Source organism: Niveispirillum fermenti (assembly GCF_048066175.1).
Lineage (GTDB): Bacteria > Pseudomonadota > Alphaproteobacteria > Azospirillales > Azospirillaceae > Niveispirillum > Niveispirillum fermenti.
This window is the reverse complement of sequence record NZ_JBLTXA010000006.1, coordinates 116,996-133,932: the sequence shown is the minus strand read 5'-3', so window position 1 is coordinate 133,932 and position 16,937 is coordinate 116,996. Positions and strand designations below refer to the sequence as shown.

At 68.3% G+C, this 16,937-nt stretch carries 18 protein-coding genes and 1 riboswitch; of the genes, 9 read left to right on the top strand and 9 right to left on the bottom strand.

The genetic code is table 11. The annotated features are described in order from the left end of the window. Positions 1-211 precede the first annotated feature (211 nt). The 3 genes from ACM9LZ_RS08410 (at position 212) to ACM9LZ_RS08400 (ending at position 3,259) form a co-directional block, all read left to right on the top strand. Positions 212-2,407 (top strand): winged helix-turn-helix domain-containing protein, encoded by a 2,196-nt coding sequence (locus ACM9LZ_RS08410; protein ID WP_416618938.1) that lies wholly within the window; start codon positions 212-214, stop codon positions 2,405-2,407. Between the two features lie 228 nt (positions 2,408-2,635). Then, positions 2,636-2,881: a hypothetical protein gene (locus ACM9LZ_RS08405; RefSeq protein ID WP_416618937.1), complete on the top strand. Its 246-nt coding sequence runs from the start codon at positions 2,636-2,638 to the stop codon at positions 2,879-2,881. A gap of 21 nt (positions 2,882-2,902) precedes the next feature. Beyond that, positions 2,903-3,259, top strand: coding sequence for a hypothetical protein (locus ACM9LZ_RS08400; protein ID WP_416618936.1), 357 nt, complete (start codon positions 2,903-2,905; stop codon positions 3,257-3,259). A 27-nt stretch (positions 3,260-3,286) separates the two neighbouring features. On the opposite strand, the gene ACM9LZ_RS08395 is transcribed toward ACM9LZ_RS08400, so the two are convergent. Further along, complete coding sequence (locus ACM9LZ_RS08395) at positions 3,287-4,108, bottom strand: COQ9 family protein (RefSeq protein WP_416618935.1); 822 nt, start codon at positions 4,106-4,108, stop codon at positions 3,287-3,289. Positions 4,109-4,147: 39 nt separating this feature from the next. Further along, positions 4,148-4,708 (bottom strand): peptide deformylase, encoded by a 561-nt coding sequence (gene def, locus ACM9LZ_RS08390; RefSeq protein WP_416618934.1) that lies wholly within the window; start codon positions 4,706-4,708, stop codon positions 4,148-4,150. Positions 4,709-5,015: 307 nt separating this feature from the next. Between def (ACM9LZ_RS08390) and rpsU the strand changes: the two genes are divergently transcribed. Continuing rightward, positions 5,016-5,219, top strand: coding sequence for a 30S ribosomal protein S21 (gene rpsU, locus ACM9LZ_RS08385; RefSeq protein ID WP_012567245.1), 204 nt, complete (start codon positions 5,016-5,018; stop codon positions 5,217-5,219). A 233-nt stretch (positions 5,220-5,452) separates the two neighbouring features. On the opposite strand, the gene thiG is transcribed toward rpsU, so the two are convergent. The 3 genes from thiG to thiO form a co-directional block, all read right to left on the bottom strand. Further along, positions 5,453-6,229 (bottom strand): thiazole synthase, encoded by a 777-nt coding sequence (thiG, locus tag ACM9LZ_RS08380; protein ID WP_416618933.1) that lies wholly within the window; start codon positions 6,227-6,229, stop codon positions 5,453-5,455. A gap of 1 nt (position 6,230) precedes the next feature. Then, positions 6,231-6,431: a sulfur carrier protein ThiS gene (gene thiS / locus ACM9LZ_RS08375; RefSeq protein ID WP_416618932.1), complete on the bottom strand. Its 201-nt coding sequence runs from the start codon at positions 6,429-6,431 to the stop codon at positions 6,231-6,233. Between the two features lie 37 nt (positions 6,432-6,468). Next, positions 6,469-7,632, bottom strand: a complete 1,164-nt coding sequence (gene thiO, locus ACM9LZ_RS08370; RefSeq protein ID WP_416618931.1) for a glycine oxidase ThiO — start codon at positions 7,630-7,632, stop codon at positions 6,469-6,471. Beyond that, a riboswitch (TPP riboswitch) is annotated at positions 7,625-7,729 on the bottom strand. Its footprint overlaps the gene before it by 8 nt. 179 nt (positions 7,730-7,908) lie before the next feature. Here thiO and def (ACM9LZ_RS08365) point away from each other — a divergent pair. From def (ACM9LZ_RS08365) to ACM9LZ_RS08350, 4 genes are all read left to right on the top strand, one after another. After that, positions 7,909-8,415: a peptide deformylase gene (gene def / locus ACM9LZ_RS08365; protein WP_416618930.1), complete on the top strand. Its 507-nt coding sequence runs from the start codon at positions 7,909-7,911 to the stop codon at positions 8,413-8,415. A 78-nt stretch (positions 8,416-8,493) separates the two neighbouring features. Beyond that, positions 8,494-9,414, top strand: a complete 921-nt coding sequence (fmt, locus tag ACM9LZ_RS08360) for a methionyl-tRNA formyltransferase (protein WP_416619058.1) — start codon at positions 8,494-8,496, stop codon at positions 9,412-9,414. Positions 9,415-9,442: 28 nt separating this feature from the next. Then, entirely contained in the window at positions 9,443-10,063 is a 621-nt protein-coding gene (locus ACM9LZ_RS08355; protein WP_416618929.1) for a thiamine phosphate synthase, read from the top strand. A 63-nt stretch (positions 10,064-10,126) separates the two neighbouring features. Continuing rightward, positions 10,127-11,188 (top strand): COX15/CtaA family protein, encoded by a 1,062-nt coding sequence (locus ACM9LZ_RS08350; RefSeq protein WP_416618928.1) that lies wholly within the window; start codon positions 10,127-10,129, stop codon positions 11,186-11,188. 109 nt (positions 11,189-11,297) lie between these two features. Here ACM9LZ_RS08350 and ACM9LZ_RS08345 read toward each other — a convergent pair whose 3' ends face one another. From ACM9LZ_RS08345 to ACM9LZ_RS08330, 4 genes are all read right to left on the bottom strand, one after another. Further along, on the bottom strand, positions 11,298-12,497 hold the full coding sequence (locus ACM9LZ_RS08345) for a BaiN/RdsA family NAD(P)/FAD-dependent oxidoreductase (protein ID WP_416618927.1): 1,200 nt from the start codon (positions 12,495-12,497) through the stop codon (positions 11,298-11,300). A 31-nt stretch (positions 12,498-12,528) separates the two neighbouring features. Then, positions 12,529-13,950, bottom strand: coding sequence for a pentapeptide repeat-containing protein (locus tag ACM9LZ_RS08340; protein ID WP_416618926.1), 1,422 nt, complete (start codon positions 13,948-13,950; stop codon positions 12,529-12,531). A gap of 150 nt (positions 13,951-14,100) precedes the next feature. Next, entirely contained in the window at positions 14,101-14,520 is a 420-nt protein-coding gene (gene arfB / locus ACM9LZ_RS08335; protein ID WP_416618925.1) for an alternative ribosome rescue aminoacyl-tRNA hydrolase ArfB, read from the bottom strand. A 52-nt stretch (positions 14,521-14,572) separates the two neighbouring features. Further along, positions 14,573-15,097, bottom strand: a complete 525-nt coding sequence (locus ACM9LZ_RS08330; RefSeq protein ID WP_416618924.1) for a hypothetical protein — start codon at positions 15,095-15,097, stop codon at positions 14,573-14,575. 464 nt (positions 15,098-15,561) lie between these two features. On the opposite strand from ACM9LZ_RS08330, the gene ACM9LZ_RS08325 reads away from it, so the two are divergent. Further along, entirely contained in the window at positions 15,562-16,875 is a 1,314-nt protein-coding gene (locus ACM9LZ_RS08325; RefSeq protein ID WP_416618923.1) for a type III PLP-dependent enzyme, read from the top strand. The last annotated feature ends 62 nt before the right edge of the window (positions 16,876-16,937 follow it).

Here is a 16,937-nt window from a genome sequence, read left to right as displayed (position 1 = left end):
GATTGTTGGCATTATAATAAAATTATTAAGTGATTTATTGGAGGTCTCCGAGGGTTTTTGGCGTGAAATGATGGAAATACAACCCCCGCGTTCTGCAAATCGCTGGCTGCACGGTCATCATTTCAGGTAGATTTGGCGTTTCGACCGGCCGTGAAGGGCCGGCGGGCGAAGGATATGACGACGGGCAGCGCATGTTGCAGGGGAAATGGAAATGAATCGGCCGGACACGGAACCTGGCCGCGGCCAGGACGTGACCATCGGCGATGTCACGATTTCTCCGTCATTGAACCGTATCGCCATTGCCGCCCGTCAGTGCCGCCTGCAGCCCCGTGTGATGCAGGTGCTGCTTTTGCTTGCCCGCCACCAGGGGCGTTCCGTCACGCGCGATGAACTGCTGGAACAATGCTGGGGCGGTGTCTTCGTGGCCGAAGACAGCCTGAACCGCTCCATCTTCCAATTGCGCCGCGCCCTGCGGGAAGTGGGGGCGGCGTGCGTGCGGGTGGAGACGATACCGAAGATCGGCTACAGCCTCGTTATCGATGTGATGCCATCTGCCTCCGGGCCGGCCATTTCCGCAGAGCCGGGGGAGGATGCGCGGGGGGCGGAGGTGACGCCCGCGTCCCCGCCCGCCGCCGTGCCGCCAGCCCGGCCCGTGACCGGGCAAGAGGAAGCCGCGACCCTTGCGCCGCGGGGTTTGGCGACCCGCCTGCTGCTGTTGGTGGCGCTGTTGCTGCTCGTGGCGCTGGCGGTGCTGGGGCTGCTCTATCATCGCAAGGAGGGTGGCTTTGCGACATTGCCCGCCTTCGACATCCATGCCCTGACGCTGGAACCGGGATTGAACCTCTATCCCGCCCTTTCACCGGATGGAAAGATGGCGGCCTATGCCCACCGCAATTCCTTCGGCGACATGGATCTCATGCTGCGCAGTGCGGCCCCGGGCGGGCGGGCCACCATCCTGACCCAGACGGAGGACAGCGACCGTTATCCCGTCTGGTCGCCGCGCGGCGACCGGCTGGCCTTTGTGCGCGTCGGTCCCGACTGGAACTGCCGGCTTTACGTCATCAGTGTCCCGGCGGGAAAGGAAAGGCTGGTATCCCCCTGTCTGGGCGATCACATGCCGCATCTGGCATGGCGGCCCGATGGCAAGGCACTGGTGCTGACGGCGCTGACGGAAGGGGATCCGGGCCGGTCACGCCTGATCTCCATACCCCTGGATGGCGGCACGCCGTCGCCCGTGCCGGTTCCGGCAGACGCAGGCGCGGATGATTGGATGCCGGCCTATTCGCCCGATGGCGGCCGGCTCGCCTTCGTCCGGGCCCTGTCGGGCGGCCAGGCGGCGCTGATGGTTAGCGACGCCCGGACGGGGCGCGCGCTGCGGCGACTGCCGCTCGACCCTGGCATTTCGCATTTCGGCTGGGCGGCCGATGGCCAGGGATTTTACCTGACAAACGCTTCCCGGCGGCGGCGTGGATTGTGGCATGTGGATATCAGCACGGGACGCTGGCAGCAGATCATGCCGTCCATCGGCCGGCTGGGCCTGATATCGGTGGACCGGGCCCGCGGAACCATGCTGGTCGAAACCTATCGCGGCCATTCCGACATCGTGGAATTCGGTTCGTCGGGCAACCAGCATGTACTGCTGGGCTCCACCGCCAACGAGTACGAGCCCCAGCTTTCCCCGGATGGCAAGGCCATGGCCTTTGTCAGTGACCGGCTGGGGCCGCCGCAGGTCTGGCTGGCGGTGGAGGACGGGGAGCCCCGTCCCCTGACGGATCTGCGGGCGGCCATCCTGACCGGTCTGCGCTGGTCGCCGGATGGCGCCAGGTTGCTGTTTGTGGCGGAAGACGGCCCGTCGCACGACCTTTACCAGGTGGAACCGGCAAGCGGACAGACGACGCGCCTGACCCAGGATGGCCGCCAGAAGGGCACCCCCGTCTGGCTGCCGGATGGCAGCATCGGCCTGCCCGTGCTGGACACCGAGGGGTGGGCCGTCTGGTCCCTGGAACCCGATCGCGGCCTGTCCCGGAAGACGGATATGCGTCACGACTTCATCGACCTGTCACAGGACCGGACCATGCTGCTGACGGGGGATACCGGCACCACCCGGTTGAACTGGCGGATGCTGGATGGGTCGGATGCCGGGACGCTGGACCTGCCCTTCACGCTCCGTCGCCGCAATCTCGCCGTCTGCCCCGATACGATCTATGCCGCCCGCGTCACCCGGTTCAGTGCCGAGGTCATCGCCATCGATCGGCTGACGGGCTGGGAGCGGCGGCTGGGCATCCTGAACCGGACGGAATTGCAGGGCCAGATTTCCGCTGATTGCGCAAAAGGGTCCGTTCTGATGGCCAGCATCATCGACCAGGAAGCCGGCCTCGCCCTGATCACGCCGGATGATGCGGACTGACGGGGCGGCGGCACGGGTTTCCTGAGGGATGTGAGTTTTCTATTAAATATCAATTAATTAGAGTGGTGCTCTGATTTCCATTCGGAAATGATCGGCGTTCGATCATGCAATGATCAGCTTTCCGTCATGGCCTGATCGATGCGTCGCTGCAATGGTTGCGGCCTCTGCGGGCACCCTGCTGTTCCGGCCATGTCGGCCGGTGAAGGGGGCCTTGAACAGGAGCAGGAAATGAAGGACGGAAAACTCCGCCTCAAGGCATGCATCACCATCGAACTCCAGACCACCAGCTTCATGGAAGCCGGGGAACACCAGAAGCGCCTGATGCAATTGCTGGAAGAGGTTCAGCGCCATTATCCCGACAGCCGCCTGGATCTGCGTGAGCTGCGCACCAGGACGGCCGCCAACGGCAGTTCGGCACCGCAGCCGCCGGCCACGCGCACGGGCCGCCTGCGGCCCTATGCCAGTGTTGCCTGACGCCGGGGAGGGAGAAGCATCATGCAACGCTATCCCAGCACGGCGCTGTCGATCGCCCAGGCCCTGATGAAGATCAATCCGCGCATGTCGCTGCGCACGGCCACCACCTTGCTGACCATTTGCGAAAATGAGGGCATCAGCCAGGCCGAACTGGCCTATCTCATGGGGGAGGCGCCGTGCGCCATCAGCCGCGCCATCGATGAATTGTCACGCGATTGGGACAATGGGGAGGGCGCACCGGGTCCGCTGGTCGAACGCCGGCCCTGGACCCAGGATGCGCGCCTGCGTGTGGTCCAGTTGACCGACCACGGGCGCGCCATGCGCGATCTGCTGAACAGCCAGATCGAAGCGGCCCGGCCCATCGTCGCGGCCGCCTGATCCCGGTTCCGTCAATTGGCCCCGTCGTCAGCCGGCCCCGGCCGCCGCCTCGCGCAGGCGGCGCATGAAACGGGCCCGCGAGGGGACATGCTGAAGGATCGTGGCCGCCCTGTCCGCCCCGCCCGTCATGCGGCCGATGCCCTTGCCCAAGGCCAGGACATCGCTGATGCGGCGATCCAGGAAGGACCAGGTGTCGGCCATCCCTTCCGACTGGTCGTCCAGCCAGTAAAGGGTGGTGGCCGCCACGACGCCGGACAGCAACAGGCGCTTGGTATAGAAATTATAGTCGGTCGATGCATCCCCGATGCCACGCCAGACGGCATCGACCGTGGCGTACAGAAGCTGTGGCCCGCGCGCCGCGTTCAGCGGCATGGCCAGCAGGCTGCTGGACCGGCGCACGGCCTCCCGATAGGGGGCCAGCGCCTCCAGCCGGCTGCGCACGGCCAGGGCCACCCGTTCGCGCAGCTTCAGGGCCGTCAGGTCGGTGCGGGCCAGGGCAGCATGCATCTGCCGGTCGGCCCAGTCGCTCAGCCAGCAGGCCGCCTCGACGGGGCCGCCGGGAAAGGCGGCGTCGGCCTCCTGCGGGTGGAAACCGGCGCTTTCCGCGCCGCGGCGCATGACGGTGCGGTTCCAGCCGTCGAAGGCCACGTCGGGCAGCATGGCCAGCAGGATGCCATCCCGCCGCGCGGCCAGGGCCGCCTGGGCATCGGCGAAGGCATCGCTTTCCCCGGGCGCCGGCCCGCCGCTGCCCTCGGCGCCAGCCGTGCCGGCTGTGACGGCATCCGTCATTCCGGCCGTGGCGGTATCGGCGGCCGGGTCCGGCAGGGATGTTTCGCAGGCATCGGTCATGGCATCGTTCCTCAATAGAGCGGCCGGTTCCATGGGCTGTCAGCGTGCCGCCGCCAGCACGTCCGGCCCGAAGAACCTCTGTTCTTCCATATAGGTCAGCGTGGCCAGGGATTCCATGCGGTCCAGATAGAGGACGGCGTCCAGATGGTCCAGCTCATGCTGGATCACCCGGGCATGGGTGCCCGCGGCCTCGCGTTCCACCAGATTGCCGTCCAGATCATAGCCCCGGTAGCGGATATGCCGATAGCGCGGCACGACGCCGCGCAGGCCCGGAATGGACAGGCACCCTTCCCAGCCCGGTACCCGCTCCGCCGATAGGGGAACGAAGACCGGATTGACCAGGACTTGCGGCCCCATGGGCCGGTCGCCGGCCGTATCGGTGGCCCGTTCCGGCGGCACGCGGAAAACGATGATGCGGCGGGCGACATCGACCTGCGGTGCGGCCAGCCCGATGCCCGGCGCGTCTAACATCGTCTCCACCATATCATCCGCCAACTGCCGGATATCATCCCCGAAACCGCCCGCCGCCGGGACAGGTAGCGGGTCGGCAACCCGGCGCAGCACGGGATTGCCCATGCGGACGATGGGAAGAACGGCCATGACGGGCACCTCCTGCGCGGATGTGAAGGGACGATTCGGGGTGGTACGGCATTCTGCGACCCCGGCCCCGGCGATGCAAGGCAAGGAAAACCCGTCCATAGCGGCCCGCATGCCCGCCATTCCGCATGAATCGGCGGTTGATGATGATGCGGGCCTTCACAAGCCCCCCGCACCTGTGTATAACCCCGGCGACTGGATCGGGCGATGGCGCGACCTGCAAGGGTCTCGCGTTGCCGTTTCTTTGTTCTCAACCCTTATCGCGTGGCGCCGGTTCGCCCGGTCAGCGCACCATTGGAGTGGATGTCCCGTGCAAGTTCTGGTTCGTGATAACAACGTCGATCAGGCCCTGCGCGCGCTGAAGAAGAAGATGCAGCGTGAGGGCATCTTCCGCGAAATGAAGCTGCGCCGCAATTACGAGAAGCCGTCCGAGAAGCGCGCCCGCGAGAAGGCCGAGGCCATCCGCCGCGCCCGCAAGCTGCTGCGCAAGCGTCTGGAGCGCGAGGGCTACTAAGCCCTCCCCCCTCCCTGTCCATCGGACAGGCGCCAGTACGGCCCCGGTAACGGGATTGAACGCCGCCCCCGGATTGTCCGCGGGCGGCTTTTGATCTTTCGTGCCGGGGATTTCGTGTTTGCGGGGGTGGGGGCCTATGCCCGCCGTCCCGTGGACACAGGTTTATGGCGGTAGGGGGGGCACGGGCCGCGCCCTCGACCAGCGGGATCCGGTATCCCGCCGGTTCGTTCCCATCAGGTGCCGATCAGCCCCAGTTCCGGGCTGGATGCCTCCGCCCGCAGCCGCTTGGGGATACGGCCGGCCAGGCGTGCCAGCCGCCCGCCTTCCACCCCGGCCCGCATGGCGGCAGCCATCTTCACGGGGTCGATGCTTTTCGACACGGCCGTGTTCAGCAGTACGGCATCGCAACCCAGCTCCATGGCCAGTGCCGCGTCGCTGGCCGTGCCGATGCCCGCGTCCAGGACCACGGGCACGATGCTGTTCCGGCAGATCGTCTCGATATTGTAGGGGTTGAGGATGCCAAGCCCCGTGCCGATGGGGGCGCCCAGCGGCATGACGGCGGCACAGCCGACATCGGCCAGCCGCCGGCAGACGATGGGATCGTCGGTGCAATAGGGCAGGACGGTGAATCCGTCGCGCACCAGCTCGTCCGCGGCGCGCAGCAACTGTTCCACGTCGGGATAGAGCGTTTCCCGGTCGCCGATCAGTTCCAGCTTGATCCAACTGGTGTCCATCGCCTCGCGCGCCAGTTGCGCGGTCAGCACGGCATCCTTCACGGTGGAACAGCCGGCCGTGTTGGGCAGCAGCCACACCTTGCCGGCCACCAGGTCCAAAAGCCCCTCGCCATAGCCCGTCAGGTCGGCGCGGCGCACCGACACGGTCAGGATTTCCGCACCGGACGCCGCCAGGCTGTCCAGGAAAACCTGCTGGTTTGGATAGCCGGCAGAGCCCAGGAACAGGCGCGACGCGAAATTCTTGCCCGCAATCTTCAGCGGATCGGTGATAGCCATCTCAACCACCCTGCAGCACCTTGACGATTTCCACCCGGTCGCCGGGGGACAGGTTCGTATCGGCCCAGCGGCCGCGCGGCACCACCATGTCGTTGACGGCGACGGCGATGCCGCGCGCCGCCGGATCGATGCCGTCCGCGGCCATGACCGCGGTCAGGGCGTAATCGTCGGGCACCTGTTCCCTGCCATTGATGATGATCATGCCAACCTTTCCTTAGCCGCCCGGGTGGCGGCCAATCCTATGCCGCCTGCGCCGCGGCGAAACGTTCGGCCCCGAAGGGCCTGATATGCGTGTCGACCCGTCCCGTCAGGATCAGGTCGGTGATGGCATCGGCCGTGACGGGGGCCAGCAGGATGCCGTTGCGGTGATGACCGGTGGCCAGCACCAGCCCCTCCAGCCCCGGCGCGGGCCCCAGGATGGGGGCGTCGTCGCGGCTGCCGGGGCGCAAGCCCGTCCACATCTCGCGCACGGGCAGTTCCTCCACCCCCGGCAGGGCTCGCCAGGCGGCATCCAGCAGGGCCAGCACGCCGCCGGCGGTCATCTGGCTGTCGAATCCCTTTTCCTCCGTCGTGGCGCCGATGATCAGCGTGCCGTCACGGCGCGGCACCAGATAGCATTTGGGGGCCCAGACGACATGAGTCAAAAGCGGCCGGGCAGGGTCCATCGCCAGCGACATCATCTGGCCCTTCACGGGGCGGACGGGCGGCGGGACGGGCTGCCCCGGCAGCAGGCGCGACCAGGCGCCGGCCGCCAGCACGACGATATCGGCGCCGGCCACCCTGTCCCCCAGCACCACGCCCGTCACGCGGCCGGCCGACACATCCAGGCCGGTGACCGCCGTCCCCTCATGCAGGCGCGCCCCGGTCGCGGCCAGGGCGGCGCGCAGCGCGGCGGCGGCCAGGCGGTTGTCCACCTGCCCGTCCCGCGGGCTGAACACGCCGGCGGCCGTGCGCGGGTTGAGGAAGGGTTCCTTCTCCTTGGCTTCCGCCCCCGTCAGCCAGGACAGTTCCAGTCCCAGCCCGCGCTGGAAGGCGTAGTTGGAGCGCAGCAGTTCCACCTCGTCGCGGGTGCTGGCCACCACCAGCGTGCCTTCGCTGCGCAGGCCGGCGGGCAGGCCCGTGACCGCCTCCAGTTCCCGCGCGAAGCCGGGCCAGCGCGCCTGGCTTTCCAGGCACAGCGGCAACAGCGGCTGTTCGCCCGGCTCCGTCTCCACCCCGGCGGCCAGCATGCCGGCGGCGGCGCGCGTGGCGCCCTGGCCGGCCCGGTCGCGTTCGAAGATATCGACCGACGCCCCGGCCCCGGCCAGCCGCCAGCCGATCGCCATGCCGATGATGCCGCCGCCGATGATGGCCACGCGGGGCCGGTCCTTGGATTGCCCGTCCTTGGATTGGATAATGGTCATTCTCGCCTTCTCCCTTCGCCGGCATGACCCGGATCAGGTTCGATGGGTGTGATCTCAGCCGCCGTCCGGCAGGATGGCGGCACCCCAGGGTCCATGTCCTATGTCATGGGCCTGTCCCGGTTGGAATGCAAGGGGCTGGTGCCCGGCAGACCCGACCCGTCCGGTTCGCGCTTGACCATCGGCCCCATGCGGCATATCTGCCGCAATAGAGGGACCCTTGTGCAAGCAGCGTCGCCTCCCGCCCCGTCAATCCCGCCGGACCCGGACACGCCGCCCATGTCGCTTCTGCCCATCCTGACCATTCCCGACAGCCGCCTGAAGGCCACGTGCAAGCCGCTGGACAATGTCGACGGGCGCGTCGCGGCCCTGATGGATGACATGCTGGAAACCATGTACAAGGCCCCCGGCATCGGTCTGGCCGCGCCGCAGATCGGTCTGCTGGAACGGCTGATCGTCGTGGACGTGACCGATCACCGCACCGAGACGCCCCAGCCGCTGGCCATGGTCAACCCCGAACTGCTCTGGACCTCCGACGAGGTGACCGTGACGCAGGAAGGCTGCCTGTCCATCCCGGAAATCTATGCCGATGTGACACGGCCCAGCATGATCCGGGTGCGTTATGTCGATCGCGGGGGCGAGGTGCGGGAGATGGATGCCGACGGCCTGCTGGCCACCTGCATCCAGCATGAGATCGACCACCTGAACGGCGTGCTGTTCATCGACCATCTGTCGTCGCTGAAGCGCAACATGCTGCTGCGCAAATACAACAAGTCGCGCAAGTAAGCCCGCAAATAAGGATGATGCCGGGGTACGCCCCGGTTTCCCTGATCCCGGCCGAAAGAGAGGCTTTTCCCCGTGCCGCTGCGTCTTGCCTTCATGGGTACGCCCGACTTTTCCGTGGGCATCCTGGATGCCCTGGTCCAGGGCGGGCATGAACTGGTCTGTGTCTACAGCCAGCCGCCCCGCCCCGCGGGCCGCGGCCAGCAGGTGCAGGCCACGCCCGTGCATCGCCGGGCCGATGCGCTGGGCATCCCCGTGCGCACCCCCAAGAGCCTGCGCAAGCCGGAGGAGCAGGCGGCCTTCGCCGCCCTGGACCTGGATTGCGCCATCGTGGCCGCCTATGGCCTGATCCTGCCGCAACCCGTGCTGGACGCACCGCGCCTGGGCTGCGTCAATGTCCATGCCAGCCTGCTGCCGCGCTGGCGCGGGGCGGCCCCCATTCAGCGTGCCATCCTGGCCGGCGATGCCGAAACGGGCGTGACCATCATGCAGATGGATGCCGGCCTGGACACGGGCGCCATGCTGATGAAGGACAGCCTGCCCATCACGGCGGGCATGAACGCCGCCACACTGCATGACGCCCTGGCCGCCATGGGTGCCCGGCTGATGGTGGCGGCCCTGCCCGGTATTGCAGACGGTTCGCTGACCCCCGTGCCGCAGCCGGAAGAGGGCGTGACCTATGCCGCCAAGCTGGCCAAGGAGGAAGGGCGCCTGGACCTGTCCCGTCCGGCCGTGGAACTGGATCGGCAGGTCCGTGGCCTGACCCCCTGGCCCGGCTGCTGGATCGATCTTGCCGGCGGAGAGAAGCTGAAGGTGCTGGCGGCCGAACCGGTGGCGGGCGACGCCCCGCCGGGGACCCTGATCGATGCCGGGCCGACAGTGGCCTGCGGCGATGGCGCGTTGCGTCTGCTCCGGGTACAGCGGCCCGGCAAGGGGCCTGTGGATGGCGCTGCCTTCCTGCGCGGCTTTCCCCACCGGATCGGGGACAGGCTGACCGCCTGACAGGGGGCGGGGAAGGGGAGATGACGCCGTGCCGCTGCTGCCGTTCCCACCGCTGCTGCTGATCACCGACCGGGCGCAGGCCGCGGGCGGCCTGCCCGACATTGTCGCGGCCTGCGTCGCCGCCGGCTGCCGCTGGGTCAGCCTGCGTGAAAAGGACCTGCCGGCCGATGGACAGGCCGGGCTGCTGGCGGTGCTGCGACCCTTGCTGGCGCCCGTGGGCGGCGTGCTGACCGTCCATGGCGACCCGGCGCTGGGCCTGCTGTGCGACGGGGTGCATCTGCCCGACGGTGCCGACATCGCGGCCGTGCGCCGGCGCCTGGGGCCGGGCGCGCTGATCGGCGCCTCCTGCCACGGCCGGGCGGCGGTGGCGGCCGCGGCGCGGGCCGGCGCGGATTACGCCACGCTGAGCCCCATCTTCCCCAGCGCGTCGAAACCCGGATACGGTCCCGCCCTGGGGGCGGGGGTGCTGGCCGGGCTGCCCCTGCCCACCCTGGCGCTGGGCGGGGTGACGGCGGGGAACCTGCCGGATTGCCTGGCGGCGGGTGCGGCGGGGGCAGCCGTCATGGGCGGCCCGATGCGCGATCCGGCCGGTATGGCGGCACTGGTCACAGCCCTGGCTGCGACGCGGGGCCGCAAGGCCGGCATTTGACCATCGGCCCCTGTCGCGCCCATATCACGGCATCGTTTTCCCACCGATCGAACGGCCCGCCCCATGTCCGTCGCCCAGACCCCTTCTGTCCCCGGCCATCGCGCCGTTGCCAACTGGCTGCTGTTCTGCGCCGGCATGGTCTTCGCCATGGCCATCATCGGCGCCATCACGCGCCTGACGGAAAGTGGCCTGTCGATCACCGAATGGAAGCCCATCACGGGCACCATCCCGCCCCTGAACGAGGCGCAATGGCTGGCCGAGTTCGAAAAGTACAAGCAAATCCCCGAATATCAGGTTCTGAAGCGGGGCATGAGCCTGGATGAATTCAAGCAGATATTCTTCTGGGAATGGTTCCATCGGCTGTGGGGGCGGCTGATCGGGGTCGTCTTCGCCGTGCCGCTGGTCTGGTTCGCCGTGAAGGGCATGGTGACGCGGCAGATGCTGCCCCGCCTTGTGGGCCTGTTCCTGCTGGGTGGGCTGCAGGGTTTCATCGGCTGGTTCATGGTGCAATCGGGCCTGTCGGAGCGCACCGATGTCAGCCATTACCGGCTGGCCCTGCATCTGGGCATGGCGCTGTTCCTCTATGCATTGCTGGTCCAGGCCGGGCTTGACCTGCGCCACCCCCAGGCCCGCCGGCATCCGGAAAGGGCGGGGCTGGTCCGGCTGGGGCGGGTGTCGCTGGCGCTGGTGGCCGTGACGGTCATCTGGGGGGCCTTCGTGGCGGGGCTGGATGCCGGCCTCGCCTACAACAGCTGGCCCCTGATGAACGATGCCTTCGCCCCGCCGGAAATCTGGAACCTGCGGCCTGTCTGGCTGAATATCTTCGAGAATACGGCCATGGTGCAGTTCATCCATCGCTGGCTGGCCATCCTGACGGCCGGCGTCACCGTCGCCTATTGCTGGCGCATCGGTCAGCGCACGGATGTGCCGGCCGTGGCCAAGCGCGCCGCCCTGTGGCTGATGCTGGGCATCGGTGGGCAGGTGGTGCTGGGGATCACGACGCTGCTGCACGCCGTGCCCGTCGCGCTGGGCGCGGCGCATCAGGGTGGGGCGCTGATCGTCATCACGCTGCTGATCCGCTCGCTGCACACGCTGCGGCGTCATGCCGACGATCGACATGTCTGACCGTCGGTACAGGGCGGCGGCTGCCGTCGCGCGCCCATGCGCGCATGAGCCGTTGGCCTGTTGGCGCCGGCGGCCGAAGGGCCTGAAAAAGTGACTGACGGTCCGCTTTTCAGGCCGCCATGCCGGCCGCGTGGCCGGAGGACCAGGCCCATTGGAAATTATACCCGCCCAGCCAGCCGGTGACATCCACCGCCTCCCCGATCACGAACAGGCCGGGGATATTCTTCGCCTCCATGGTCTTGGAGGAAAGCGCGCCAGTATCGATGCCGCCCAGCGTCACCTCTGCCGTGCGATATCCCTCCGTCCCGTCGGGATGGACGGTCCAGCCATGCAGGGCCGCCGCCACGCCGGCCAGATCGGCATCCTTCAGGTCGGCCAGGGGGCGGCTGGTCAGGGGGGCCGTGCCCAGCAACCCCACTTCGAACAGCCGCTCGGCAAAGCGGCGGGGCAGCAGATCGCCCAGCACCGTCTTCAGCTCTGCCTTCGGGCGCGACCGTTTCAGCCCCTTCAGATGGTCGGCCAGCGCCAGATCCGGCGACAGGTCGATGACCACCGGCCGCCCTTCACGCCAGTAGGAGGATATCTGCAGGATCGACGGGCCGGACAGCCCGCGATGGGTGATCAGCAGCGCCTCGCGGAACCGGCCGCCGCCGCAGGCGACGGTGGCTTCCAGCGGCACGCCCGACAGGCCGTCCAGCTTCTTCAGATCCGGCGGCGCGAAGGTCAGCGGCACCAGCGCCGGGCGTGGTTCCACCACCGGCAGACCCCAGGCGCGGGCCAGCCGGAAGGCGAAGTCGCTGGCCCCCATCTTCGGGATCGACGGGCCGCCCGTGGCCAGGATGAAACTGTCGGACGTGAAGGCGCCGTGGCTGGTGTCCAGCGTGAAGCCGGGGGTGTTGGACGCCACGTCGGCGATGCGGCAGGCGGTGCGGATATCCACCCCGGCATCGGCGCATTCGGCCAGCAGCATGGCGACGATGTCGCGCGCGCTCTCGTCGCAGAAAAGCTGGCCCAGCTTCTTTTCGTGCCATTTGATGGCGTGCCGGTCGACCAGGGCGATGAAATCATGCTGGGTGTGCCGCTTCAGCGCGGAAATGCAGAAATGCGGGTTGGCCGACAGGTAACGGTCGGGCCGCGCATCCAGGTTGGTGAAGTTGCAGCGCCCGCCGCCGGAGATCAGGATCTTCTTGCCCACCTTTTCCGCATGGTCGATGACCAGCACGCGCCGGCCGCGGCGGCCGGCGAAGATGGCGGCATAGAGGCCGGCGGCCCCGCCCCCGGCGATGATGATGTCGTAATGCGTTCCCATGCCCGGTCGGTAGCAGGGAACGCGGCCGCGATCAATCCCGGCCCTGCAGATCGTCCGGTTCGGGCAGCCCCTTGGCGTTGGCCAGCTTGCATTTGCTGAAATCGACGCCGCGCAGGTCGGCATTCGTCAGGTTGGCGTCGGTCAGGTCGGCGCCCTTGATGCTGACATTGCGCACCTGGGCCTGCCGCAGGTCGGCCCCCGACAGGATGGCGCCCGTCAGGTCGGCCCCCACCAGGACGGCCTTGCCCAGGCGGGCCCGCTCCATGTTGGTCTGCCAGTCATAGCCCTGGATGTTGATGGGGGCGGCCAGCACCCCCGTCAGGTCGGCTCCCACCATCATCGACCGGATCATGCGGGCGCCGCGGATGTTGGAATTGCGCAGGTTCGCCCCCCGCAGGTCCGCCGACGACAGATCCGCCATCAGCAGGGCCGAGCGCGACAGGTTGGCATTGCGCAGCACCGTGCCGCGGAAGATGCCGGCCGACAGCGTCATGCGCGACAGATCGGCCCCCGTCAGGTCCTTGCCCGACAGGTCCAGTTGCCGGCCCTGGTTGCCGCCCGTCTCGATCCATTTGACATGGGCCTTCAGCAATTCCGCCAGGCCCCCTTCCATGTCGTCCAACTGCTCGACGGTCCTGGCATCCTCGATATTGGCCAGCGACAGGTCGACCCCGTCCAGGATGGCGCCGATCAGGTTGGCGCTTTTCAGGTTGGCATGGCGCAGCACGGCCCCCGTCAGGATCGCGCCCTCCAGGTTCGCGCCTTCCAGGTTGGCCTCCGTCAGGTCGCAGGAGGTGAGGTCGCAGCCCGTCAGGTTGCTGTCCGACAGGTTGGCCTTGCACAGGATGGACCCGCGCAGGTCGGCGTCACGCAGGTCGGTCTGCATGACGAAGCTGTCCGACAGGCGCGCCTTGGACAGGGTGGCGCGCATGATTACGGCCTTGGACAGGTCCGCTTCCGCGCTGTTGTGGACGGAGACCAGTTCGCCATTGCGGGCCAGCGCCAGGGTGCCGTTGCGGAAATCGGCAGAGGTCAGGTTGCAGCTGATCATCACCGCCCCGCGCAGGATGGCCCCGCGCATGTCGGCCGCCGTCAGATCGGCATGCATCAGGTCCGCTTCCGACAGGTCGGCCGCGTAGAAGTTGGTCATGCGCAGGTCCGCCCCGCGCAGCAGCGTGTTGTGCAGCTTGGCGCCCGTGAAATCGGCCGATGCCAGCACCGCCCCCGACAGGTCCAGGCTGGACAGTTCGCACAGCTTGAAATGCGCCCGCACCCCGGTGATGCGTTGCTCCACGAAGGCCTGATGCTGTTTCAGCATCACATCCAGGTCGGTCTGCGCGATCTTGCTGCGGTAGACGCCCAGCCGCTCATCCAGCAGCGAGGGCGATTTCTGGATCGCCACACGGGAAAGATCGACCGGGCGCTCGCTGCCCGAACGGGTGAATTTCGTCATGAACGGCGGGACCTGCACAGCCCGACCGGGACCAACCCGGTCGGGTTACCACATTAAGCCAGGCATCCCCGTGCCGCAAAGCACCATTCTGCCGGGGCCACGGATGTCCCGGTCTGGTGGGACCACGGATGTGCCGGCGGCACGAGGGTGTCAGTCCGGGTCCACCCGTCCGCGCATCTTCTTCACCCCGCTGCGGGTTGATTTCGCCTCCAGCCGGCGGGTCTTGGATGCCAGGGTGGGCCGTGTGGGCCGGCGCGGTGCCTGGCGCTCGGCGGCCTTGGCCAGGATTTCCACCAGCCGCGCCTTCGCATCCTCCCGGTTGCGCTCCTGGCTGCGATGGGCCTGGGCGACCAGGACCAGCACGCCGTCGGCCGTCAGCTTGCGCCCCGCCACGCCGCGCACCCGCTGTTTCAGCCAGTCGGGCAGGGAAGGGGAATTGGCGACGTCGAAGCGCAGTTGCACCGCCGTTTCCACCTTGTTGACATTCTGCCCCCCCGGCCCCCCGGCCCGCAGGAAGCTTTCCTGCAGCTCGTCCTCGTCGATGGCGATATGGGGGGTGATGGGGATCATGGGTCCGGTTCCGTTGGGGCTGGATGCCAACAACAGCAAAGCCGGCCCGCCGTCAAGGCCCGGACGGCGGCAGCGGCTTGCGGCCGGGAACGGGGGAGGACTGCACCGGCGTCGGCTTGTCCGCTGCGCGGCCATGGGTGATGCGCGTGGCCGGCGGGTCGTTGCGTGGCGGGGCCGGCCCGTCCACGGTGACGGCGGGGGGCTGCGGTTCCTGCTGGGCACGCAGCATGCGTTCCGCATCCAGCCGGCGTTCGCGCATCTCCCGGTCGTACATCGGATCGGGGTCGGGGCGGGCGTCCAGGCCCGCTGGCGGGCGCAGCAGGTCGGATTGCAGGCGTCCCTGTTCGGCGGCGGCCGGGTCGGATGGGCGCGGCGCGCCCGTCAGGCCGGGCGGCGGGGTCAGCAGCGGGTTTTCCTGCGCCCCCGCGGGGGACAGGACCAGCAAGGCCGCAAGGACCGGCAGAAGGGGAGCGATCGGGCGCATGATCATCATATGGGTCCCCCTGCCCGCCCCGCACAGGGGCAGGCAGGGGGGGCGGGAAACGGTGCCGGCTGCCGCCGGGTACAGGCCAGCCATGCACATCCTGTCCGAACAAACCCTTGCAACGATGGCGCATTGCATGGATAAGCAGGGATAGACGCACCCGCACGTGCCCCTGGCCCTTGTGGCGCCACCGCCGGTCCCCGGCGATGCCCCTGGTGTTTACGCAACGACGTCAGGCGTCCTTTTTGGCAGCACCGGTCGACAGTGGGCCGGTACCCCGAGAGGGAAGTCGACATGAACGCCGTTATGCCTGAAAAGGCCATGTTCGCGTAAGCGCGACCCTGGCTCCCTCGTCCGTTGACGCTTTGCGGCCCCCTGCATCCCGCAGGATATCGGCCCGGCAATCACGACGCGGCGCCAGGAACCTTCCCGCATCTGAAACCGGCCGGGCTGCTTCGCCGCCCGCCGCCATCATTTCAATTCCGCCATGATGCCGCGCCCGCGCGAACGGGTGCCATATGGCGGCATGGGGTTTCCGCCCCCGGGGGATCGTCGCCATGGCCCATATCCGTTTCCGTTCTGCCGTCGCACCCTTGCGCCGCGGCCTTGCCCGCAACCCCGGCCCCCGTCCGGCCGGCCACCGTCTGGCGGGCTCTTGTCTGCCCGATGTCGGTCAGATGGTGGCGCGTCTGGCCCCGGCGGAGCCGATGCATTGCATTCGTCCCGACACGCTGCGCGCTACGGCCGGCCGTTTCCTTGACCTGTTTGGCCGGGCCACGGGCGGGGTGGGAGACGTGCTTTATGCCGTCAAGTGCAATCCGGACCCGGCCTTCCTGCGCGCGCTCTACCAGGGCGGCATCCGGCATTTCGACTGTGCCTCCCCGGCCGAGATCCGCGTGGTGCGGCAGATGTTCGACGATGCGCATATCCATTACATGCATCCGGTGAAGAACCGTGCCGCCATTGCCAGCGCTTATCGCGACCATGGCGTGCGCGACTTCTCGCTGGACAGCGTGGAGGAGTTGGAAAAGATCCTGGCCGTCACGGACAATGCGGCCGACCTCGGCCTGTTCGTGCGGCTGGCCATGCCCAAGGGCAAGGCCGCCTATGACCTGTCGGGCAAGTTCGGCGCGGCGTTCGACGATGCCGTCACCCTGCTGCGCCGGGCCCGTGCCGTGGCGGCCCGCGTCGGCCTGTGCTTCCATGTCGGCAGCCAGATGATGGAACCCGCCGCCTATGGCCGGGCCCTGGCCCTGGCCGGGCGGGTGATCGATGCCGCCGGTGTCGTCATCGATGTGCTGGATGTGGGGGGCGGCTTCCCCGTCGCTTATCCGGACATGGACCCGCCCGACCTGCGGGACTACATGGACGCCATCGCCACGGGCCTGGCGGCCCTGCGCCTGCCGGCCCACGCCCGCATCTGGTGCGAGCCGGGGCGTGCCCTGGTGGCGGCGGGCGGTTCCATCGTGGTGCAGGTGGAGCGCCGCCGCGGCACGGACGAGCTGTTCGTGAATGACGGCGTCTATGGCAGCCTGTCGGATGCCGGCGTGCCCGGTTTCCGCTTCCCCTGCCGGCTGATGAGGGCCTCCACGGCCCCGCTGGCCCCGTTCAGCTTCTGGGGCCCGACCTGCGACAGTGCGGACCACATGAAGGGTCCGTTCCTGCTGCCGGCCGACGTGCGGGAGGGCGACTGGATCGAGATCGGGCAGTTGGGTGCCTATGGCGCCACGCTGCGCACGGCCTTCAACGGCTTCGACCAGGCCCGTCTGGTGGAGGTCCGCGACGGCCCGCTTCTGGCCACGCCGGGACACGCCCAGGTACCGGATCAATCATCGGACCCCGCGCGGGAGTTGCCAGGAATGGCGGCTTAGGTCACTCTGTCCGGACCGCATTAACCCTGCATGGTCCCTTCCGGTGGACGGGGCCATGCTTT

What these genes read in the sequence shown, in the direction of transcription:
- ACM9LZ_RS08410 (WP_416618938.1), top strand. Translation starts at nt 212, where the DNA reads ATGAATCGGCCGGACACGGAACCTGGCCGCGGCCAGGACGTGACCATC.
- ACM9LZ_RS08405 (WP_416618937.1), top strand. Translation starts at nt 2,636, where the DNA reads ATGAAGGACGGAAAACTCCGCCTCAAGGCATGCATCACCATCGAACTC.
- ACM9LZ_RS08400 (WP_416618936.1), top strand. Translation starts at nt 2,903, where the DNA reads ATGCAACGCTATCCCAGCACGGCGCTGTCGATCGCCCAGGCCCTGATG.
- ACM9LZ_RS08395 (WP_416618935.1), bottom strand. Translation starts at nt 4,108, where the DNA reads ATGACCGATGCCTGCGAAACATCCCTGCCGGACCCGGCCGCCGATACC.
- def (WP_416618934.1), bottom strand. Translation starts at nt 4,708, where the DNA reads ATGGCCGTTCTTCCCATCGTCCGCATGGGCAATCCCGTGCTGCGCCGG.
- thiG (WP_416618933.1), bottom strand. Translation starts at nt 6,229, where the DNA reads ATGGCTATCACCGATCCGCTGAAGATTGCGGGCAAGAATTTCGCGTCG.
- thiS (WP_416618932.1), bottom strand. Translation starts at nt 6,431, where the DNA reads ATGATCATCATCAATGGCAGGGAACAGGTGCCCGACGATTACGCCCTG.
- thiO (WP_416618931.1), bottom strand. Translation starts at nt 7,632, where the DNA reads ATGACCATTATCCAATCCAAGGACGGGCAATCCAAGGACCGGCCCCGC.
- def (WP_416618930.1), top strand. Translation starts at nt 7,909, where the DNA reads ATGTCGCTTCTGCCCATCCTGACCATTCCCGACAGCCGCCTGAAGGCC.
- ACM9LZ_RS08350 (WP_416618928.1), top strand. Translation starts at nt 10,127, where the DNA reads ATGTCCGTCGCCCAGACCCCTTCTGTCCCCGGCCATCGCGCCGTTGCC.
- ACM9LZ_RS08345 (WP_416618927.1), bottom strand. Translation starts at nt 12,497, where the DNA reads ATGGGAACGCATTACGACATCATCATCGCCGGGGGCGGGGCCGCCGGC.
- ACM9LZ_RS08340 (WP_416618926.1), bottom strand. Translation starts at nt 13,950, where the DNA reads ATGACGAAATTCACCCGTTCGGGCAGCGAGCGCCCGGTCGATCTTTCC.
- arfB (WP_416618925.1), bottom strand. Translation starts at nt 14,520, where the DNA reads ATGATCCCCATCACCCCCCATATCGCCATCGACGAGGACGAGCTGCAG.
- ACM9LZ_RS08330 (WP_416618924.1), bottom strand. Translation starts at nt 15,097, where the DNA reads ATGGCTGGCCTGTACCCGGCGGCAGCCGGCACCGTTTCCCGCCCCCCC.
- ACM9LZ_RS08325 (WP_416618923.1), top strand. Translation starts at nt 15,562, where the DNA reads ATGGCCCATATCCGTTTCCGTTCTGCCGTCGCACCCTTGCGCCGCGGC.